The organism is Thalassobacillus devorans (assembly GCF_011761345.1).
In the GTDB taxonomy this organism is placed as follows: Bacteria; Bacillota; Bacilli; order Bacillales; family Halobacillaceae; genus Thalassobacillus; species Thalassobacillus devorans.
This window is the reverse complement of the sequence record NZ_JAASRY010000002.1, coordinates 95,074-114,702: the sequence shown is the minus strand read 5'-3', so window position 1 is coordinate 114,702 and position 19,629 is coordinate 95,074. Positions and strand designations below refer to the sequence as shown.

General features: G+C 45.8%; 18 protein-coding genes and 1 riboswitch. Of the genes, 4 read left to right on the top strand and 14 right to left on the bottom strand.

Annotated elements, in window-relative coordinates; translation table 11 throughout:
• A complete protein-coding gene (locus FHS45_RS07960; protein ID WP_062442312.1) occupies positions 1-1,350 on the top strand; it encodes a GntP family permease in 1,350 nt (449 codons plus the stop codon).
• Between the two features lie 24 nt (positions 1,351-1,374).
• Positions 1,375-2,271: a phosphogluconate dehydrogenase (NAD(+)-dependent, decarboxylating) gene (gene gnd, locus FHS45_RS07955; protein WP_062442315.1), complete on the top strand. Its 897-nt coding sequence runs from the start codon at positions 1,375-1,377 to the stop codon at positions 2,269-2,271.
• A gap of 50 nt (positions 2,272-2,321) precedes the next feature.
• On the opposite strand, the gene FHS45_RS07950 is transcribed toward gnd, so the two are convergent.
• The 9 genes from FHS45_RS07950 to FHS45_RS07910 form a co-directional block, all read right to left on the bottom strand.
• A complete protein-coding gene (locus FHS45_RS07950; RefSeq protein ID WP_062442317.1) occupies positions 2,322-2,642 on the bottom strand; it encodes a helix-turn-helix domain-containing protein in 321 nt (106 codons plus the stop codon).
• Between the two features lie 165 nt (positions 2,643-2,807).
• Entirely contained in the window at positions 2,808-2,960 is a 153-nt protein-coding gene (locus tag FHS45_RS07945) for an anti-repressor SinI family protein (protein WP_082412113.1), read from the bottom strand.
• A gap of 25 nt (positions 2,961-2,985) precedes the next feature.
• Positions 2,986-3,092: riboswitch (cyclic di-GMP riboswitch) on the bottom strand.
• A gap of 627 nt (positions 3,093-3,719) precedes the next feature.
• The gene (gene murQ / locus FHS45_RS07940; RefSeq protein ID WP_062442319.1) at positions 3,720-4,628 is read right to left on the bottom strand and encodes an N-acetylmuramic acid 6-phosphate etherase; all 909 of its coding nucleotides are present in this window, start codon (positions 4,626-4,628) and stop codon (positions 3,720-3,722) included.
• 30 nt (positions 4,629-4,658) lie between these two features.
• Positions 4,659-5,618 carry an N-acetylglucosamine kinase gene (locus FHS45_RS07935; protein WP_062442321.1) on the bottom strand — a complete coding sequence of 320 codons (960 nt, stop codon included), beginning with the start codon at positions 5,616-5,618 and terminating at the stop codon, positions 4,659-4,661.
• Positions 5,605-6,429, bottom strand: coding sequence for a carbohydrate ABC transporter permease (locus tag FHS45_RS07930; RefSeq protein WP_062442323.1), 825 nt, complete (start codon positions 6,427-6,429; stop codon positions 5,605-5,607). The genes FHS45_RS07935 and FHS45_RS07930 overlap by 14 nt, the downstream gene beginning before the upstream one ends.
• A 12-nt stretch (positions 6,430-6,441) precedes the next feature.
• Positions 6,442-7,329 (bottom strand): carbohydrate ABC transporter permease, encoded by an 888-nt coding sequence (locus FHS45_RS07925; protein ID WP_062447566.1) that lies wholly within the window; start codon positions 7,327-7,329, stop codon positions 6,442-6,444.
• Between the two features lie 105 nt (positions 7,330-7,434).
• Positions 7,435-8,727, bottom strand: coding sequence for an ABC transporter substrate-binding protein (locus FHS45_RS07920; RefSeq protein WP_062442325.1), 1,293 nt, complete (start codon positions 8,725-8,727; stop codon positions 7,435-7,437).
• Positions 8,728-8,753: 26 nt separating this feature from the next.
• A complete protein-coding gene (locus FHS45_RS07915) occupies positions 8,754-9,770 on the bottom strand; it encodes a serine hydrolase domain-containing protein (protein ID WP_062442328.1) in 1,017 nt (338 codons plus the stop codon).
• Positions 9,767-10,612, bottom strand: a complete 846-nt coding sequence (locus tag FHS45_RS07910; protein WP_062442331.1) for a MurR/RpiR family transcriptional regulator — start codon at positions 10,610-10,612, stop codon at positions 9,767-9,769. The genes FHS45_RS07915 and FHS45_RS07910 overlap by 4 nt, the downstream gene beginning before the upstream one ends.
• 255 nt (positions 10,613-10,867) lie before the next feature.
• On the opposite strand from FHS45_RS07910, the gene FHS45_RS07905 reads away from it, so the two are divergent.
• Both FHS45_RS07905 and FHS45_RS07900 read left to right on the top strand, forming a co-directional pair.
• The gene (locus FHS45_RS07905) at positions 10,868-11,605 is read left to right on the top strand and encodes a CBS domain-containing protein (RefSeq protein WP_062442334.1); all 738 of its coding nucleotides are present in this window, start codon (positions 10,868-10,870) and stop codon (positions 11,603-11,605) included.
• A 26-nt stretch (positions 11,606-11,631) separates the two neighbouring features.
• Positions 11,632-11,970, top strand: a complete 339-nt coding sequence (locus tag FHS45_RS07900; protein ID WP_062442337.1) for a PilZ domain-containing protein — start codon at positions 11,632-11,634, stop codon at positions 11,968-11,970.
• An 88-nt stretch (positions 11,971-12,058) separates the two neighbouring features.
• On the opposite strand, the gene FHS45_RS07895 is transcribed toward FHS45_RS07900, so the two are convergent.
• The 5 genes from FHS45_RS07895 to FHS45_RS07875 all read right to left on the bottom strand — a co-directional run bounded on the left by FHS45_RS07895 (position 12,059) and on the right by FHS45_RS07875 (position 19,424).
• Entirely contained in the window at positions 12,059-15,124 is a 3,066-nt protein-coding gene (locus FHS45_RS07895) for an efflux RND transporter permease subunit (protein ID WP_062442341.1), read from the bottom strand.
• 1 nt (position 15,125) lies between these two features.
• Positions 15,126-16,469 (bottom strand): efflux RND transporter periplasmic adaptor subunit, encoded by a 1,344-nt coding sequence (locus FHS45_RS07890; RefSeq protein ID WP_062442344.1) that lies wholly within the window; start codon positions 16,467-16,469, stop codon positions 15,126-15,128.
• Positions 16,470-16,490: 21 nt separating this feature from the next.
• Positions 16,491-17,369 (bottom strand): TetR/AcrR family transcriptional regulator, encoded by an 879-nt coding sequence (locus FHS45_RS07885; protein WP_062442346.1) that lies wholly within the window; start codon positions 17,367-17,369, stop codon positions 16,491-16,493.
• A 792-nt stretch (positions 17,370-18,161) separates the two neighbouring features.
• Positions 18,162-18,782 (bottom strand): hypothetical protein, encoded by a 621-nt coding sequence (locus FHS45_RS07880; RefSeq protein WP_062442349.1) that lies wholly within the window; start codon positions 18,780-18,782, stop codon positions 18,162-18,164.
• A 204-nt stretch (positions 18,783-18,986) separates the two neighbouring features.
• A complete protein-coding gene (locus tag FHS45_RS07875; RefSeq protein ID WP_166761384.1) occupies positions 18,987-19,424 on the bottom strand; it encodes a competence protein ComK in 438 nt (145 codons plus the stop codon).
• Positions 19,425-19,629: the final 205 nt, after the last annotated feature.

The window sequence follows — 19,629 nt, the reverse complement described above, 5'->3', positions numbered from 1 at the left end:
ATGACTTCAACTGCAGGACTGATCATTACTGCTGTCCTCGGTGTTCTACTTTTGTTATTTTTAGTAATGCGTACCAAATTGCAGGCATTCATCGCATTATTAGTCGTCAGTATTCTGATTGGTTTAGCTGTCGGTATGCCACTGCAGGATATTATTTCAACAATTGAAGATGGAATGGGAGGAACGCTCGGATTCATTGCCGTTATCATTGGTTTAGGTGCCATGTTCGGTGAAATGCTGCGGGTTTCCGGCGGTGCTGAGCGTCTCGCCCTGACACTCATGGATAAATTCGGCGAAAAAAATATCAGCTGGGCGATGGGGCTCACAGGCTTTATCGTATCCATCCCGGTATTCTTGGATGTCGCCCTGGTTATCCTGGTTCCAATCTTATATAGTTTGACACAAAAAACACAAAAATCGCTCTTATACTTTGGTATTCCTTTATTAGCAGGTCTTGCTGTCACGCACAGTTTTATCCCGCCTACCCCAGGGCCGATTTCGGTTGCATCCCTGCTTGGTGCAGACCTAGGCTGGGTCATCCTGTTTGGTATTTTGGCCGGGATTCCAGCGATGATAATTGCCGGCCCTATTTTTGGTAAATATATTTCTCAGAAAATCCATGTCGGTGTTCCGGAATATATGATGGAACAGATGAAAGAAACGGAGTTAGACAGAGACCTACCCAGTTTTAAAAGTGTCGTCGCCATCATCACTCTGCCACTTGTTTTGATTTTGCTTAACACAACAGCAAGTCTCGTATTGTCAGAAGACAGCACCGTACAAAGTGTGCTGACATTCATCGGGCATCCATTTGTGGCCCTGACAGTGGCTGCACTGCTGACATTCTATATATTCGGCTACAAACGTGGTTATAAGAAAGAAGAAATCCAGAAAATCACAACAAAGGCGCTGGAGCCTGCCGGTATCATCATCCTTGTTACCGGAGCCGGTGGTGTATTTGGTGAAATGCTGATTACATCAGGAATCGGTGACATACTAGCCGATATGATGAAAAATGCTCAAATGCCATTGATCGTGTTTGCGTTTATCACAGCAACTGTCGTGCGGATCGCACAGGGTTCTGCGACTGTTTCCATGATTACGGCAGCCGGGCTTGTCGCACCACTGCTGGATTCCTTCCAGGTCAGTGAACCGATGTTAGGATTGTTGGTTATCGCCATCGCATCTGGTGCAACCGTCGTTTCTCACGTGAACGATTCCGGGTTCTGGCTCGTCAACCGTTACTTTGGTTTAACAGAGAAACAAACGCTCCAGTCGTGGACGGTCATGGAAACGTTAATTGGGCTTGTAGGTTTCGCAGTTGCATTACTGCTTAGTATATTCGTATAAAAAATAGAGAAAGAGGTTGATCATATGAAATTAGGACTGATTGGATTAGGAAAGATGGGCTTCAATATTGGAGCTCAAATGCTGGAGAAAAATCATGAAGTTGTCGCAACCGATGTCAATGAAGAAGCTGTCCGCGATTTTGAAAAAGAAGGCGGAAAAGGCACAGGTTCGTATCAGGAATTGGTGAACAGCCTTGAAAAACCACGCGTGATTTGGATGATGGTTCCTGCCGGGGAAATTACAGACCAAGTCATCGAAGAGCTCTCTCCTTTACTTGATGAGGGAGATATCCTGATCGATGGCGGGAATTCCAATTACAAGAAGACTCTCGCCAACCACGAGAAACTGAGCACTAAAGGCATTCAGTTTTTCGATGTCGGCACAAGCGGTGGTACTTCCGGGGCACGTCATGGAGCCTGCTTCATGGTCGGCGGCGACAAAGAGACATTTGAAACCATCGAGCCTCTATTCCGCGACCTTGCTGTTGAAGATGGCTACCTTTACACTGGAAAAGGCGGCAGCGGGCACTTCTTGAAAATGGTTCACAACGGTATTGAATACGGCATGATGGCCGCAATTGGAGAAGGATTCGAGCTGCTTGAGAAAAGCCCGTTTGATTATGACTATGAAGATGTTTCAAAAGTATGGAATCACGGCTCTGTCATTCGCGGATGGCTGATGGAACTGATGCAGGATGCATTCCATAAAGATGCCAATCTGGATGAAATCAGAGGTATCATGAATTCTTCTGGTGAAGGAAAATGGACTGTAGAAACAGCACTCGATTTCGAAACACCGGCACCGGTTATCGCTCTCTCCTTGATGATGCGTTACCGTTCACAGGAAAATGATACATTCACCGGAAAAGTCGTCTCCGCTTTACGCCATGAGTTCGGCGGGCATGCTACAGAGAAGAAATAAGAAACAAAATACCCTTGCACTTTCGGGAATACCCGATCGCTGCAAGGGTTTTATTCTTGTTTCAGTTTCCATTTGTTGAATTCGAGGTACTCTTTGAACTGCTCTTTTGTCACGCCTGATTCCTGTGCATCTTTGACGAGTTTCATCCATTCTTCGTCGAGAGCAGGACCTTCGTCGCCGCCATGCAGTAAATAATTAATGGAGACATTCAACTCGGAAGAGATCTTCTCAAGAAATTGAATCGATGGATTTGTTTGCAGATTCCGTTCAATCGAGCTGAGATAAGACTTTGCGATCCCGGCCCGTTCTGCCAGTTCAGTTAACGATAACGCTCTTTGTGTACGGATTTCTTTAATTCTTTCGCCTATCATCCCACTCACCCTCTTTTCAGAAAAACTTGGCTTATCGCCAAGTCCTTATGGCGAAAGCCTACGTATTTCTTATACTTTCATACTTTAACAAAGGTGAACTTTATTAAAGTACACCAAAAATTATACCATACAAAGGACGAGTGTTCTATAATAAGCACAAAGAAATCAGCCGCCGTATGTTTTTGCTTTTTCCACTCGTTTTTCGTTTAAAAATTGCCTGACCTCTTCCGTGCTCATTCCTAATTCTCTTGCCTGCTTCATCAATTCCAGCCACTCCACGTCTAACCCATCTCTTTTCATTTGTTTTATTATTGTCATCGAATGATCCTCCAATTTTAGTCTTTCAGGTAGTCCAGCCGCCATAGTTTTATAAATATGCATTTCCTCTATGTACACCTTAGGCCTGCGACTTTGCGTCCTTATTTTTCAATAAGGTTGCCGTTTGCTGAAGAATCTTGCTCCTCTATTAAGAAGATTATACTCCCAATAATATGTTAAAGTGTGTAAAATTCTGTCTTTTTATATGCTCTATTTTTGTCGAATGGGGATTTTTTGGAAATAATGTAGGTTATTTGTTTTATTTTAGAGGTCTTTATACCCTTATTAATTTACGGGTTATTATGCTGATTAACATTTTATCGATAGGTGACACGTTAATCTTATCTGAAAGAAGTAAGCCAGGAATCAACGAAGTTACTAAGCCCTCAACCGCTATCTTACAAAAGTAAAGGAGAAGCCTGCAAATGTCGCTTTTTTGAGACAATTTTTCTATAAGAGAGAAAATATGCCACCGAAGAGAGGCGAAACCACCTGGAAAAGAGACAATTTTGAGGAAAAGAGAGAAGAAAATGAAAATAAGAGAGACAAATCTTAAAATGAGAGAGCATTAATCCTCATAATTGAGACAAGCTTCTTGTTCGTGGTAAGTCAGTTAATGAAACAATAGTACACTCATTCTTATGAGGAAATATATATCATAGTGAGGGGGTTAATATGGGGTCGCGGAAAGACAGTTAATGATTCATAGTTACAAGAAAAAAGCTTGCAGAATAACCATGTGGTTTCTGCAAGCTTTTTTTAATTGTCCTGCAGCCGTTTGACTGCCGCAGAAAAGTGTTCATTTTCCTGTTTTAACACGTCTCTTGCTTTTTCAGCATCAATCTGGAACATGAGCATGAGGATAGCAATCCTTGCATCGCCTTTAGCCTGGATGCTTGCTTTTTGTGCTTCTTCTTCGGTTGCACCGGTCAGCTCCTGGATAATCGATACCGAGCGCTGCTTCAGCTTTTCATTGGTCGCCTGGACGTTCACCATCAGGTTTCTATAAACTTTCCCGGTCTTGACCATGGAAGCAGTCGATATCATGTTCAAGACCATCTTTTGTGCCGATCCGGCCTTTAACCTTGTTGATCCTGTCAAAATTTCCGGACCGACCAGTACTTCAATCGGAAAGTCGGCGGCTTTTGCCAGGGGAGTTTGCCCGTTGCATGTGAGCCCTACTGTTTTCGCCCCGAGTTGTTTGGCGGCCTCGACGGCGCCTAAAACATATGGCGTCCGGCCGCTGGAAGCAATGCCTACTACGACGTCTTTCGCATTGGCGGCTTCCTTGATCGCTTTTTCGCCTTCTTCCCAATCATCTTCGGCATTTTCGATGGCATGCCGGAGTGCGTGGTCATCTCCTGCGATTATGCCCTGGACTAATGTTTCCGGGACACCGAATGTCGGCGGGCATTCGGATGCATCGAGAACACCCAGCCTCCCGCTCGTTCCTGCACCTATGTATATCAGCCGGCCCCCCTTGTTCAATGCGGCAACAATCGTGTCGATTGCTCTCTCGATTTGCGGCAGGCTTTTTTCAATAGCAGCTGGGACTGTGTGATCTTCCTCATTCATCAGGCGGATGATTTCCATCGTCGATAATTCATCCAGCTGATGGGACTTGCTGTGCCTCGATTCGGTCAACGTTCGTTCTTTTGTATCACCCATTCATTCAGCCCCCAATTTCTTAAATTTAGTTCATACTTTTCTGTAGGATTCTTTAATGGATATAACGGTTGTATCGGTCACCGATATGCCAAAATCTAAAAGCGCGCAGCCGTAAGCCCCAACGGCCGGCGGCATAGCTGCCGGTAAAAATTCCATGCCGTTTTGAAAACGCGCCTGGCTCCGCTCGATGAACCGTCCGGTGAAATAGTCGGATTGAAAAACCCCACCCGCCAGGACAATCGGTGATAACTTTTCCCTTTTTTCCATTTGTGCTGCGATTAATTGCAGCAATGCTGTCGTTGCGTTATGGACGATTTCATCAGCTGCCGGGTCGCCCTCACTAGCTGCTTTTATCACTTCATTTGCCAGTGAAGCAATCGCAAGTCTAGGATAGTCATGTTCATAAATGAAAGTAATCAGCTGTTCCGGCTCCACGAGACCGAACCTCTCCAGGAACCTGCCAGTCAGATTTGTTTGTCTTCTCCGTCCATCATAAGCCTGCATGACCGCCTGAAGTCCATGACAGCCGATATCAAATCCACTGCCTTCGTCTCCAAACAGATAGCCCCATCCCCCGGTACGGGACGGCTTTTTACCTGGCTGAAAGGTATATAGAATCGAGCCGGTGCCCGCAATCAGGACGGATCCTTCTTTTGTAAACGTTGTGCCGGCCAGTGCGGCAATGGCGTCATTTTCAACGGTAACTTCAGGGTCCTCCCCGATAATTTCACGAATCCATTGTTCCCACCGCTGCTTATCTTGCGAACGGTCTCCGCCGGCTGCCGCGACAAAAATGTGAGCGATTGAACCAGGAATACTCTGTAACAGCTGATGCACCGTGTCCCTGACTTTGCTTTCACTTCTCGACTTCAAATTCGTGGACTCGCCTGTTTTCGACAAAATCACCTTTCCGGTCTCATCACCCAAAACCAGCTCTGTTTTTGTGCCGCCGCCATCGATTCCGATGAAATACCGCTTATTTGATGGCACCGGCCGTCAGTCCTTCCATGAATTGTTTCGATGCGATGAAGAACAGGATCATCATCGGTAAGGAAGATAGCGTCAGCCCGGCAAAGAGCGCTCCCCAGTCGGCTGAGTACTCACCGAACAAGGACAGCATCCCGACAGGTATCGTCTTTTTCATTTCGTTCGAGATGAAAATGAGCGGGAAAAAGAAATCGTTCCACGCCTGGATAAAGTTAATGATCATAACCGTACCAAGCGCCGGACGCATCAATGGCAGCAGGACATTCCATAAGATGCGCAGGTCTGTAGCCCCATCAATTCTGGCCGCTTCTTCCAGCTCCACCGGCATCGTCCGGAAAAATCCAGTCAGGATCAGAATCGATAATGGAATTCCGGTAGCAGTATAAATGAAGATCAACGACCATAGCGAGTTTGTGAGGCCAAGATCTTTCATTAAAATGAACAATGGCACGATACCAAGCTTGATTGGAATCATCATCCCCATCAAGAAAAAGAAAAACAGGGCGTTGTTCCACCAGAACGTGTACCTTGCGATATAGAAGGCCGCGAGCGATCCGCAGATTAGTATCAAAAGAACGGCTGTCACACTGACGACAACGCTATTATAGAAATAGGTCATGAACGGCACCTGTTCAATCAGGTTGCGGTATGGCTCCAGACTGAAACTTTTCGGAAGGGATAACGGATTCATGAAAATTTCATTGCTTGGCTTGAATGACGACATGATCATCAAGAACAGTGGATATAAGCTGATGGATGCGACTAAAAAGGCGATGATGTAATACAACGGTCTGGTCCAGATGTTTTCTTTCATGTTACTCCCCTCCTACATTTCTACTTCTTTTTTCCGCATAAAATAAAGCAGGATTGCTGTGAATACCGAGATGAACAGGAATAATACGACGGCAAGCGCGGAACCTAACCCGATTGCTGATGAACCGCCACCGGATGTACCGCCGAATGCAAGACGATAGAAATAGATCGCCAATGTATCGGTAGAATGATAAGGTTCTCCCTGTGACCCTTGCATCGCATAGACAAGTTCAAATGCTTCAAACGACTGGATGAACGTCAACACAGTGATAATGGTGATGGCTGGCATCATCAATGGAATGATGATTTTACTCATCATCTTCCAGCCTTTTGCCCCGTCCAAAGTCGCCGCTTCTATCAATTCATGAGGAATTGACTGGATCCCTGCTAAGAAAATCAATACCGCAAACCCTAAGCCGAACCAGGAGTTTACGAGAATGATAGCCATTAATGCCGTATCAGGATCCCCGAGCCATGCTTTTTGTAAGTTCTCTAAACCGAATTTTCCTAAAATGACGTTAAGTGCCCCGAAGTTCGGATTCAGAATCAGTTTCCATAAGAAACCGACAACGATAATCGATAATAACCTCGGCATGAAAAAAGCGATTTTGAAAAACTCTGCCCCTTTGATTTTTTTGTAAATAATAAAGGCGAGCACAAATGCCAGCCCATTCTGCACAATCATCTGAACAGCAAAATAAAGAATATTGTGCTGGAAAGCGTTCCAGAATAAGTCTTTATAAGGCTGCAGGGAAAATAGCGCTTCGAAGTTTTCTAATCCAACGAACGCTCCCCTGACGAGCCCGTTCCAATCAAACAGACTGTATGTAAATGCAGCGAATATGGGATAAACGATAAATAATCCATAAATGATTAAGGCGGGAATAGGGAAAAGATGGATGGCCCATCTTTTCCATTTCCTTTTTGTTTTCGTTTTGGCAGCTGGCTTATTGACAGCTTTAACTTGTGTTTCAGCAGTATTCAACGTATTCACCGCCTTGGTTAATTAGTTTTGAAAAGGTTCGTAGTAGCCTTCGGCGCTTTTTTGTACCGCTTCTGCTACGCCTTCAGGTGTCTGCTCTCCTAAATACATGCCTTGAAGTTCTGTTTCAAGTTCTGCTTTAGAGGATGGATTTCCTTTGGCAAAGTGGACCAGGATCAAGTATGGTGTAGAAATTTCATCGGCTGCCTGGGCAAGGTCACTTACCAGTTGATTGTCAGACTCTACGCCAGGAACCGCACTGACCATACTGAATTCTTCTGTGAACATTTGACCGAATTCTTCGGTTGTCATCCACTCCAGGAATTTCTTCGCTTCTTCTTTATGTTCAGAATTAGCGTTGATGGCATAAGAACCATCGACCCATGTTGTGATGGTTGGTTCTTTTCCAACTGCAGACGGCATCGGGAAGAAATCAAGCTCAAGGTCCGGATTCATTTCCTTCAATACTTCGATTTCCCAGCTGCCAAGCGGGAACATCGCCGCCTGCTCGGTGAAGAACAACGTACGGATATCTTCCATACCGAGGCCTTCTGAATTATCCGGGAAGTAGTCTTTCAACTGTTCCATCGCTTCGATGGAGGCAACATATTCATCGCTGACAAAGTCCGTTTCGCCGTTTTCAATTTGTTCCACGAATTCATTGGCACCATAATGCGCAGGGCCTACAATTCCGTGCATCAGGGACATCAGCCAGCCTTCTTTCGTACCCATCGCAAGCGGTGTGTACCCTTCTTCTTTCAACGTTTCATTAAGCTCGATGAATTCCTCATAGGTTTGGGGCTCTTCCAGTCCCAGTTCATCGAAAATTTTCTTATTGTAGAACATTTGTGTCGTACTCATATTCAAAGGAACACCATATTGCGTGCCATCGGACCCTTGTGCTGCCAAGAGTGATGAATCAGGGAACGTATCCAATCCTTCCAGGTCCTCGATTGGCTCCAGGTATTCCGCGTCTGCCAGTTCTGCACCAGCTGCGTACGGACGAAGCTGCATGATATCCGGGCCTTCCCCACTTTGCAGCGCCGTGTTCAAAATCGTGTTATATTCTGTATTCTTAGACGGCTTGAACTCGAGCTGGATATCCGGGTGCTTTTCATTGAATGCTTTAAAAAGTTTTTCATACTTTGCGGTATCTTCCGTTCTCCAGCTTCCCACTTCCAATGTGACCGTATCGTCACTTGCCTCTTTGTTTTCTGTTTCGCCCTCAGCAGAACCATCTGTGTCAGACGAACAGCCAGTTAAAATCAAAATAAACGCTAAAAATCCAACCAACCAAGCTTTCGTGATTTTCGCCATGCTTGTTCCCTCCTGTAATAAATGATTTATTTGGTAAAACATTGATGCACAAGACTGTGTAACTGTTTACGGATTTCCTTCATGTTATGATCCCTTCCGTAATGGACGACATTTGTAAGAAAAACAGTGACGATTTCATCATGTGGATTGATCCACAGGCTCGTTCCCGTGAATCCGGTATGACCGAAGGACCCCGCCGGCCACTCGCTCCCGCATGATGGCGGCGTTCCTTTGCCATTCCACACTTCCCATCCAAGACCGCGGCCGAGTTCATGTTCTTTGCTGGCATCTCTTAAAAGTGACGGTGCAATCACTTGCTGTTGTTCCGGATAAAGCCATTTCAATCCATAGGCTTCCACATCTTCCGCTGTTGTGAACAGGCCGGCGTTGCCACTGACTCCCCCCATTTGAAACGCTTTTTCGTCATGGACCTCGCCTTGAAGATATTGGCCGTTATCCCATTCGGTTGCTGCCGCTTCTGCTTTCTGTGCTTCCGTCAATCGATATGTAGTGTCTGGCATGCCCCATGGTTCGAAAAGTTGTGCAGCTGCGAACTCATCAAGCGGCTGCCCGGTGATTCGTTCGATCACCTTTCCAAGCAAAATCATGCCAAGGTCCGTGTATTTGACGGTTGTTCCAGGTTTCGTCGTAAGTTTTGATGTCAGTACCTCATGGAAAACATGGCGTTTTTGCCAGCGGCTTTTAAAAGTAAGATCCGCTGATAATCCTGCTGTGTGGGTCAATAGATGATAGATAGTGATAGGCTTGAAGTGCAATTCTGGGATGTAGTGGTTAACTGGTGCTTCTGGATTCAATTCCTGGCGGTCTATTAAAAATAGGGCTGCCGGGAGCGTAGCCATTACCTTCGTGAGCGAAGCGGCATCGAATCTCGTAGATCGTGTGATTGTCTGTGGTGTGCCGTCCCTGGCCTTGGAGCCGCCGAACGCTTCGAAATATCGGCGCTCGCCTTTGACATTGATGATGACGACTCCTCCAGGAATTTCCCGGTCAGCTGCCAGCTGGTTCAGATAGGCTGTGATCACTTAATCATTTTCACCACCTTCCGTGTCTTTTCAAGGGCTGCGATATTGGCCTCCTGGTTGTTGCGGGTAATGCCTAAAAACAAGATATCAATAACATTCAACTGGGCAATCCTTGAACTGGTGGCACCACTCCTTACGTTTTTTTCCAGAGAAGTTGTGTATAATGCTATGTCAGCCAGTGAAGACACTGGATTCTCCCCCATTTTTGTAAGTGTAATGATAGTCGCTCCGTTATCTTTGGCAACTTTCAAAGATTCATAGATGTCCCGGGTCTGACCACTGTAGGAAACACCAAAAGCGATATCTTTATTAGTGAGGTTCGCTGAAATCGTCAGCTGGGCGTCGATATCGAGTCCAACCTCACACCAGTTATCGATCCGGGTCAGCTTCTGCTTGAAGTCCTGAGCGATGAATCCCGATGCGCCGATGCCGTAAACGGCAATCTTGCGGGCATTAGTCATCAGCTGAATCGCGGCTTCTACATCTTCCGTGTCGAGGATGTTGAGCGTATTTTCCAGCGACTGGATGTTGTTATAGGAAACATTGTTGATGAGCGACTCGATCGAATCGTCGTCGGGAATGTCCTGATATTTTTCCGGGGTGGTTTCAAAAACAGCCATTTCCCTTGCGATGGTAAGCTTCAATTCCTGAAAACCCTTACATTTCAGCTTTTTAGAATACCGGATGATGGTCGCTTCACTGACTGCGGTGTTCTCAGCCAGTTTTTGAATTGATGAGTTCACCACTTCATCCGGATGCTGTAAAATGTATTCGGCTACTTTTCTCTCGGATGGCTTACAGCTGTCGAGGGATTCCTGAATGAAAATCAATTGGTTGGTCATAAGCGTTACTCCAATGTCGAAATATTTTTGCTTATTGTTATCTTACAAAATAATGTTACTTAATACAATACATTTCATGAAACTTTATTACATTTTACGAATTGGCAGATAAGTTTATGCTTTTTCTTTAACTATTCCTCTCCAGCAAATATTTGACTATCTTTCACCTCGTGCGCCGGCCTGATGTTTTTTTATGCGCGAATCCGTTATAATAAGAAGAAACATCAATCTTTACATACAAAGCAGGTGACTACGATGAACGGCTCTCAAGAAGAATTGGAGCTTGCCGAGCGTTTCGAGATTGCATTCAATCAGATTCACCAGCAATTGAAGGCAATCAACGGCTTTCCGAAAAACGACAATTTCATGGAACTCGTCCAGCGCTCGAAACAGAAGCACAGTGTCATCCGGCATTACTTCGACAATTTGAAACAATATGCGAAGCTTCGTAATGCGCTTGTTCATGAGAAAATCCGTGATGATTACTACATCGCCTACCCGCACCGGGAAGTCGTCGAGGAAATTGAGAAAATTAAACAAACGCTTGATCAACCGCCGAAAGCGATCGAAGTTGCGACACGTCCCGTGCTATTTTTTAAAACGGACTCTCATCTGACAAAAATTGTCGAGGCATTCAACCGCTTCAAAGTCTCCCAGTTCCCTATTTATGGGGATAATCAGCGTTTTTTAGGTCTCTTGACAAACGACGGGGTCGTGCGCTGGCTGTCACAGAATATGCAAAAAGGCTGCATTGAGCTCGAAGATGTTCGCGCTGCTGATATCTTGAAATTGGAAAAGAATCACAACGTGCGTTTTTTGAGTGAGAATAATTCGATATTCGACCTGGAATCATCCTTTGAACGCAGCTTCGAGCAGAAGCAGAAGCTGAAAGCGGTCATCATTACAGCGGATGGTTCCCAGCATAACAAGCCGCTTGGCATCGTCACGACTTGGGACCTGATAAAAATCGATCGTTATGGGGATGAGAGTTAACATTTTTAAAGGGAGAGGGAGCAGCTATGTATTACCGAAGAAATGAAGCCTTCCGTTATGCTTTTGATCCAAGCTTGCCTGGGAACTTCATTGCCCAAACCACCCCGCCAATAAAAGGAGAACTCCATATATTAGACCTCAGTGTAAAGGGCATGAAGGTTGAAGTTCCGGTTCATGATTATCAAATTGGCGACCGTATGATCATCCAATTCAACCTGGTAAATCAGCAATTGGATGTCGATGGCCAAATCGTCTGGGTAAAAAATTTCGGCAGAAAAGTCCAGGTCGGCATTCAACTACATACTAGTGAAGACATGCAAAAACAATTAGTCTCTCAATTAAAGTTATATGTAAAACAGAAGTAAGAAAGGTCACTGCAGATACTATAAAGCCCCCCTGTTTGAGAAGTACATCAAACAGGGGGGCTTTAATTAGAAATGATTCAATTCGACATTATTTATTTTTCCCGACCCAGCGGGTAATTTTGTTCGATAAGTCATCAAAATAAGTGTAGACAACTGGAATCAGCAACAGTGTAAATATGCTTGAGATCGTCAAGCCGAAGATGATCGTAACGGCAAGCGGCTGTTGGGCTTCCGCTCCCTGACCAAGTCCCAAAGCAAGCGGCACCATTCCGAGCACAGTCGTCAAGGTTGTCATCAGAATTGGCCGCATCCGGCTTGGCCCTGCTTCTAAAATCGCCTCATAGCGATCGACTCCTTTTCGCCGGATGATATTGATGTAGTCGACAAGGACGATGGCGTTGTTGACGACGATCCCGGCGAGCATGATGATCCCGACAAATGCCGGCAGACTTAATGGCAGGCCTGTGATGAACAATCCACTCATTACCCCTACGATAATCGAAGGCAAGGAGAACATGATAATGAATGGGAACAGGAAGTTCTCAAACTGAACGGCCATGACGGCGTATACAAGGAAAATTGAGAATATGAGTGCCAGTGCCAAATCACCAAAGGCTTCTTGCATATCCTGGGCCTGTCCGCCGATTTCATAGCTGTATTCATCCGGGAAGTTCAAGCGTTCCAGCTCTTCGCGGATGTCATTGGTTACACTTCCGAGATCACGTCCGACGATTTCACTCTCGACATTGACCTGCCGCTGCTGATTTTCACGCAGCAAGGTAACCGGGCCTTGCACTTGCTTCAGTTCTGCGACACTGGCAAGCGGGATTAATCCCCCGGTTGGTGTCTGAAGGCTCATACCTTCGAGGTCAGCAATCGTCTGCCGCTCTTCCTCTGGCAGTATCATACGGACATTGATTTCATCGCTGCCATCCCGATAGCGTGTGGCTATCTGCCCGTTAAAGCCCAGTTCTACTTGACTAAGCACCTGCTGGTAGCTCAATCCGTATTGTGCTGCTTTATCCCGGTCGACTTCCACTTGCATTTCCGGCCGTCCCTCATTGGTTGAAGATTCCGGGTTGTGAACACCATCGACATCTTCAATCATATAAATGACCTGGTCAGCGAGTTCAGTCAGTACGTCATAGTCCGGCCCATTCAATTGTATCTGAATCGGTGCGCCGCTCCCGAACCCTGCCCCAATTTCATTGACAGCAATTTCTGCTCCCGGAATATTGGAGACATCGGCATCAATCGCCTGCATGATTTCGCTGGTCGTACGTTCACGATCGGCTGGGTCCACAAGCTGAATCGTATATGTCGCTTCATTAGAAGAGGAGGAAAAACTCTCAAACCCCCCGCCCCCGACCGTAATGTAATTCGTCTCGATGATATCTTCATAAGCAGTCAGTTTTTCATTTACTTTTTCTGTCACACTCTCCGTAGTTGCAAGCGATGTTCCGGCAGGTGTCGTCACGCTGATTTCCACTTGACCCTGATCGGAAGGCGGGATAAATTCCGTACCAATCATCGGAACAAGAAAGCCGCTGCCTGTTATCGTCAGTACCGTAACAAGGACGGTTGTTTTCCGCCATTTCAACACACGGCGGAGCATGGATTGATACCCATTGTTCACTTTATCGAGGAACCGGTCAAACCAGTACCTGCGACCGGAAGTCTGCAATGGTTTCGTCAACAATTTCGAAGACAGCATCGGAATCAACGTAACAGAAACGATCAGGGCCGCAATTAATGCGAACGAGATGGTCAGCGCCAGCGGCGTGAATAGTTCCGATGCGATTCCTTCTACGAAAATGATTGGTAAAAATACAACGATAGTCGTGGTCGCTGAAGCGATGACGGCTGGCGCCAGTTCAGACGCCCCATCTTTGGCTGCCTCAATCATCGAGTAACCGCGCTGGCGGTAGCTGACGATGTTTTCCAGGATGACGATGGAACTGTCGACCATCATCCCGATGCCGAGTGCGAGACCACCCATGGTCAATACGTTCAACGTCTCACCTGTGAAATACATCAACGCAAATGTTGAAATGATGGCGATTGGAATCGAGATGCCGATGACCAGTGTCGCCCGGATGCTTTTCAAAAACAACAGCAGGACGAGAACAGAGAAGATTCCTCCAATGATGATGTTCATCATTACAGAATCAATCGATTGAGTAATGAATTCCGAGGTATCGAGTACAACGCCCATGTTGACACTTTCCGGCAGGCGTTCTTCAATGTCCTCCATCGCTGCGGTGACATTATTGGCTGTCTCGACGGTATTTCCATCCGATTTTTTCAAAACAGATAGCACCACCGATGATTTCCCGTTAACCTTAGAAATCGTTGAAGCTTCTTCATACGTATCCTCAACCTCAGCGATCTGGTCGAGGCGGATCTGGGCTCCGTCCTCTGTCTGCAGCACGGTATCTTCTATTTCTTCAACGGATTCAAATTCGCCATCAATACGGATTTGCAGGTCTTTGTCGCCTTTTTCCACGGCTCCCGCTGACGCTGACTGATTGGCGGCATTCAAGGACTGGATAATGGTTTCCGAGGTGAGTCCATATTCGTTCATCTGTCCACGGTCGATCAAGACACGGACTTCACGGGCTTTCCCACCTTCGATACTGACGGACCCTACCCCTTCCTGGCGCTCCAGAAAAGGAACGACACGATCTTCCGCAATCTGCTGCAGCTCTTCCGGACTATCACCGGTGAGGCCGACCCACATGACCGGAATCTGCTGAGGATCAAAACGGAGAACATTCGGCTCGCCCGCCCCCTCCGGCAGCATCCCTTTCACCTGGTCCACTTTTTCCCTAACATCGAGCAGGGCATTGTCCAGATTGACACCCGTATTGAATTGCATAAACACAATCGAGGCGCCTGTCTGGGATTGCGACTGGACGGTTTCTATCCCTTCAATGGAACTCACCGATGATTCGATGGGTTCACTGATCAATTTTTCCGATTCCTGTGGTGCGGCGCCATCATAACTGGTAGATACGACGGCAATCGGCAGGTCGATTTCCGGATAAAGGTCGATGGCCAGATTACGCAGCGACATGAAGCCGAGCGCCAATATGGCCAATACAATCATGATTACCCCGACCGGGCGTTTGACTGATGTATTGACGAGTTTCAAATCAAGCATCCTCCTTTATGATGCTGACTTTCGCTCCGTCAGATAGCGTCAATTGACCCGTAGTAACTATTTCAGCACCTGCTTGCAGCTCACCTTCAACGGCAGTGAGATCGGATTGCGCTTCCACTATCACCACTTCCACTTTTTCTGCTGCTTCGTCAACGATTTCATAGAGGTAAGCTTCGCCGCCTTCTTCTACAACTGCTTCTGTCGGTACTAAAAACGTGTCAGATACAACTGTTTCCGGAAGCAGGAAGGTCGCCATCGTCCCAGGCTTGATCGCTTCCCCCTCATTGTCAATCGTGGCTTCGACCGGGTATAAGCCTGTGTCATTCGGTACAGAAGCGACATAATCGACTGTCGCAGTCACTTGCTCTTCGACACCATTGATATCTACATCGATTTCCTGGCCTTTTTCAAATAAATTAAGCTGATCCGATGTTACTGTAGCCTCGACAGTCATCGGATTTAAAGAAACAATTGCTCCAATCGGCTGTTGGTTGGATACCATATCACCGACTTTTGCTTCGAGGGAAGTGATTTCTCCTGAGGATGGAGCCGATATGGTATTATTGGAATTCTGCTCACGGGCCTGATTCAGCTGGACCTGGGCCTGCTCGACTTGCAGCTCCGCCTGATCCACACCAACATCTGCCTGCGCAAGCTGTTCCTCTGCCTGATCCACCTGTGCTTCCGCTTGTTCTAATTCTGCAGAAGATGGGGCAGTCTGGTTCTTCGCCTGCTCGTACTGAGCGTATGCCTGATCCGCTCGGTTCTTTGCCTGTTCATATAAAACTTCCGGGATGGTACCCTCGTCTGCCAGCTTTTTTGTCTGATCAGCAAGCTCTTTCGCCTGCTCATATTGCTGGTATGCTGCCTGTTCCTGACCATTGGACTGCTCAGTCTGTGCCTCTTGGGCCTGTTTCGCGGCATCTACTTGTTTTTTGGCATTCTCTACCCCAAGTGCTGCCTGACGCCTTGAAATTCTGGCATTTTCCAGCTGCTTGCTCGCCTGCTGGACGGCATTTTCCTGCAGCTCTACTTGACTTTGTGTATCCTGAGCATCTACTTGCCCGATGGCATCTCCTTTTTCTACTCTGTCCCCTTTTTCTACGTTTAAAGCGACCAGCTCCCCTGGGGTTCGCGGGATAATTTGTGAAGTATCTGCCGGTGTCGTCCGTCCGATGATTTTCCGCTCAATGCTTAAATCTCCTTTTTCCACGACTGCCGTTTCTACCGGAGTGACGCGCTCCACTTCTTCTTCCGGTTCTTCATTATTGGAACAGCCGCTGATCAATCCGATCGAAAGCATCGCCACGATGGCTGGCTGGATAATTTTTTTCATACGATGACTCCTCTCGTCTTCCTATATCAATTCAATGTTCAAATTTCTGGCAATTTGGCGGCATTCCTTCTCAAATGCAGGTATCCCTTTAAAATGGGAGAGCATCCCCTGGAACAAAATCGGCTGTGGCTGCTCTTTTTTTATTTCATTCAACAGCACATCCACGACACCGTGCAGGTCGTCCCGCTTCTGCTTTGCCATTTTCAGCGAGTCGATTTTGCCTCGCATAGCGGTCAGCTGCTCTTTAACCCGGCTATGAGGATCCTGTTGATGAAATGAGGGAAAATGTCGCTTGACATTATCCAATGTAATCAACGGTTCTTCCTCTTTTTTCAGGATACCCTCGACTGCATCGACAATTCGCTCCTGAATAAATGAAGCAAGCCGCTGCGGTTCGACATCGAGCTCATCAATAACCAGCCATTTGGCATATCCATCGAGAATCCCTTCCATAAGAATCGAGCTATCGACTATGTATGGTTCGACCGCTTCTCCAAACAGTTCTTTCAGATTCTCACTTGTCCAGCGAAAGCTTTCCGTTTTCATTTCGAGCAGAAAGTCATCGACTTGCGGACTGAGCGACACATTATCACGCAGGTGCATAATGATAAACTCTTTGTTCTCCATCAAGCTGGTGATAAACACTTCGAGTTGACGTGTCATCTTCTCCTTAGGAGGCAAATCGGTCTGACGTACTTCTTCTACCTTTTCCATCAATTGCTGATAATAAAATTTATAGATAGCCAGAGTTAGATCTTCTTTCGAGTCAAAATGAAGATAAAAGGCTCCTTTAGAGACGTCACTTTGGCTGGCAATTTCCTGAATGGAGGTTGCGTGGTAGCCTTTCTGGGCAAATAGCTTCATTCCTACTTCAATTAACTGGCGTTTCCGTTCATGCATCTATATCCCTGCTTCCTTTACTTTCTGACCAGTCAGTCACAACAAGGTTAATCGTACTAAATTACCAGACAAATTTCAATCACTATCGACTTGTTTTTTAAGCATTGGCTTTTTTCAAAAAAGGGACGAAAAGTCGAAGACTTGATTTCGAGATGATTATGCGAGTTTAGGGGCGTTGGGGAAGGATTCGCTTTCCAGCTTCATCGCCTAGACACTCGCGACATAAGCAGTCCATCAACGGGAAGAAAGACCACTTCCCTTTTGCTGTTCTGCTTATGCGTGTCGTGTCTACCAAGGCGATTACGCATTAATTTCTTTCCTGCGGGGGAACTGGCGAGCCTCCTCAGGAAAGCCTTGCGGGGTCTCGCCTTGCTCCTTCTCCCGCGGGAATCTCACCCTTCCCCCACGCCCCTTGCCATATAAAATACTCGAAATCGTGATTGGAAATTTCAGCTCTATTTTGTAAAAAGAATCCTATTGCAATACTAAATTAATCGTACTTTCTGTTTCAAAACTATGCTATTATTGATAGAAGTTTCGAGCCCCTAACAAACGTATGGTGACTGGGAAAACGGTAAGACTCCTGTGGGATGAACATGAGCGGTGAGATCCCGGAAGGCGAAGCCTGAGGAAGCTCACCACATGCCCACGGAAAGCGATCCGTTTTCCCAGCCACCATAATCGCTACCTAACGTCTCGAAACTGTTTTTTCAATTATTGGAAACACACCATGCAGTAAGACACAGAAAAGCCAGGTGACTGTGAGGTCACCTGGCTTTTCTGGGGTTCTTGTCAGGAAATTTGTCTTCCCATTTCTGATACCATTAAATCCAATTTTTTCACCTTTGAAAGACCGCTTTTTGGAAAACGTCGATTAAAGTTATCGAACATTACCTTAAGGCTTTCATCCTCCAGCAATGTGCTGTAGGTATCAAAGGTATGGCGATACTGATCAATATACCGCTTCATCTTTTTATAAAAGCTATTCAAGTGATAAGTTGATGAAAAATCAAACGCCTTTGCTACATCACTGTCATACGTCGGGAAATTACCATTAAGCGTATGTAGCATAGCGGTAGCAAGAGGGAATTGCATCGTCGGGTTCCCTTTATGATTTTTCACTTCATAAAGATCAGTTACGACCCGGACGATATTCGGCCTGCTTTCGTTGCGTTGATTTTCCATGATTTCAAAAAAGCGTTCCTGGAATTCCTGTGTCAGGCTCGGGTTGTCCAATTTATAAAAATAACGGAAAGCAAATTGGAAGACGAGATCCTTCGTTACATCCGTCTCTTTAAACCGGTCATGCAGGAAGCGATATACTTCAATTTTTTCTGGATCGATTTGGTTTATTATGTTTTCCTGATCATCAAGCAGGAGATCTTTGATGTCATCTGCCGTTCTATATTTCATCCGAATCACCTCTCCTTTTGATTTTCCCTTTGCCAAGAATAAGAAAACTATCAATTTTTCCCATTGGAACAAGGCATACAAGCGTTCTCTTATTCTGAAGATGATGGCGTTTTCACGATAGATTATGTATTTTTATCTTACCATAAAAATAGGGAAGGAAAAACGAAAGGGTATTCATAAGGCAGAAGAAGCTTCCTGCCTGTTTCAGGCATGATGCAGCCGATTGACAAGTCGGGCGGCAAGTATGAATTGCCGGTTAAAGGAAGCTTTGGAGGTATCAATCGTATACGTCGTATTATCAGAAAAAAGTATTTCCATTTTGCCAGGGGCTGATACTCTCTGATCTTTGACATGATGGTAGTTAAACCATACTTGGTCGCCGGTAATATTATCACGAAGTGGAAACATGACAATCCCTGAAGGAGAGCTTACTTCAATCGGCAACTTTTTATCAGTATGTAGAAAAGCACGGGCAAAATCCCTTCTTCCATTAAAGGAAGACCCATAGAAAATACAGCTGTTGTTAAGGATGTTCTGAACACTCATCTTTGCACAAACAACATGACTATCTTCCCTGATCAGCGCAGCCAGCTTATTTTCCTGTAGATTCGGTTTTACCATCATTGTTTTTGTATTAATCAAGTATTCTAACGCTCTTTCAGCACATTCCACATCTCCACCCCATCATCTCTCTATTCTATTACCTACGACTATATTACTATAATACTTATTCCCAAGACACTGCGCTTATTGACAAAATTGTGAACAATACCCAAATCCCCCATTTGTTGGTCACCCCAGGGGTGACGGGGCCGTCTTGATTTACAAGGTTAAGTGGTCAGAAGAA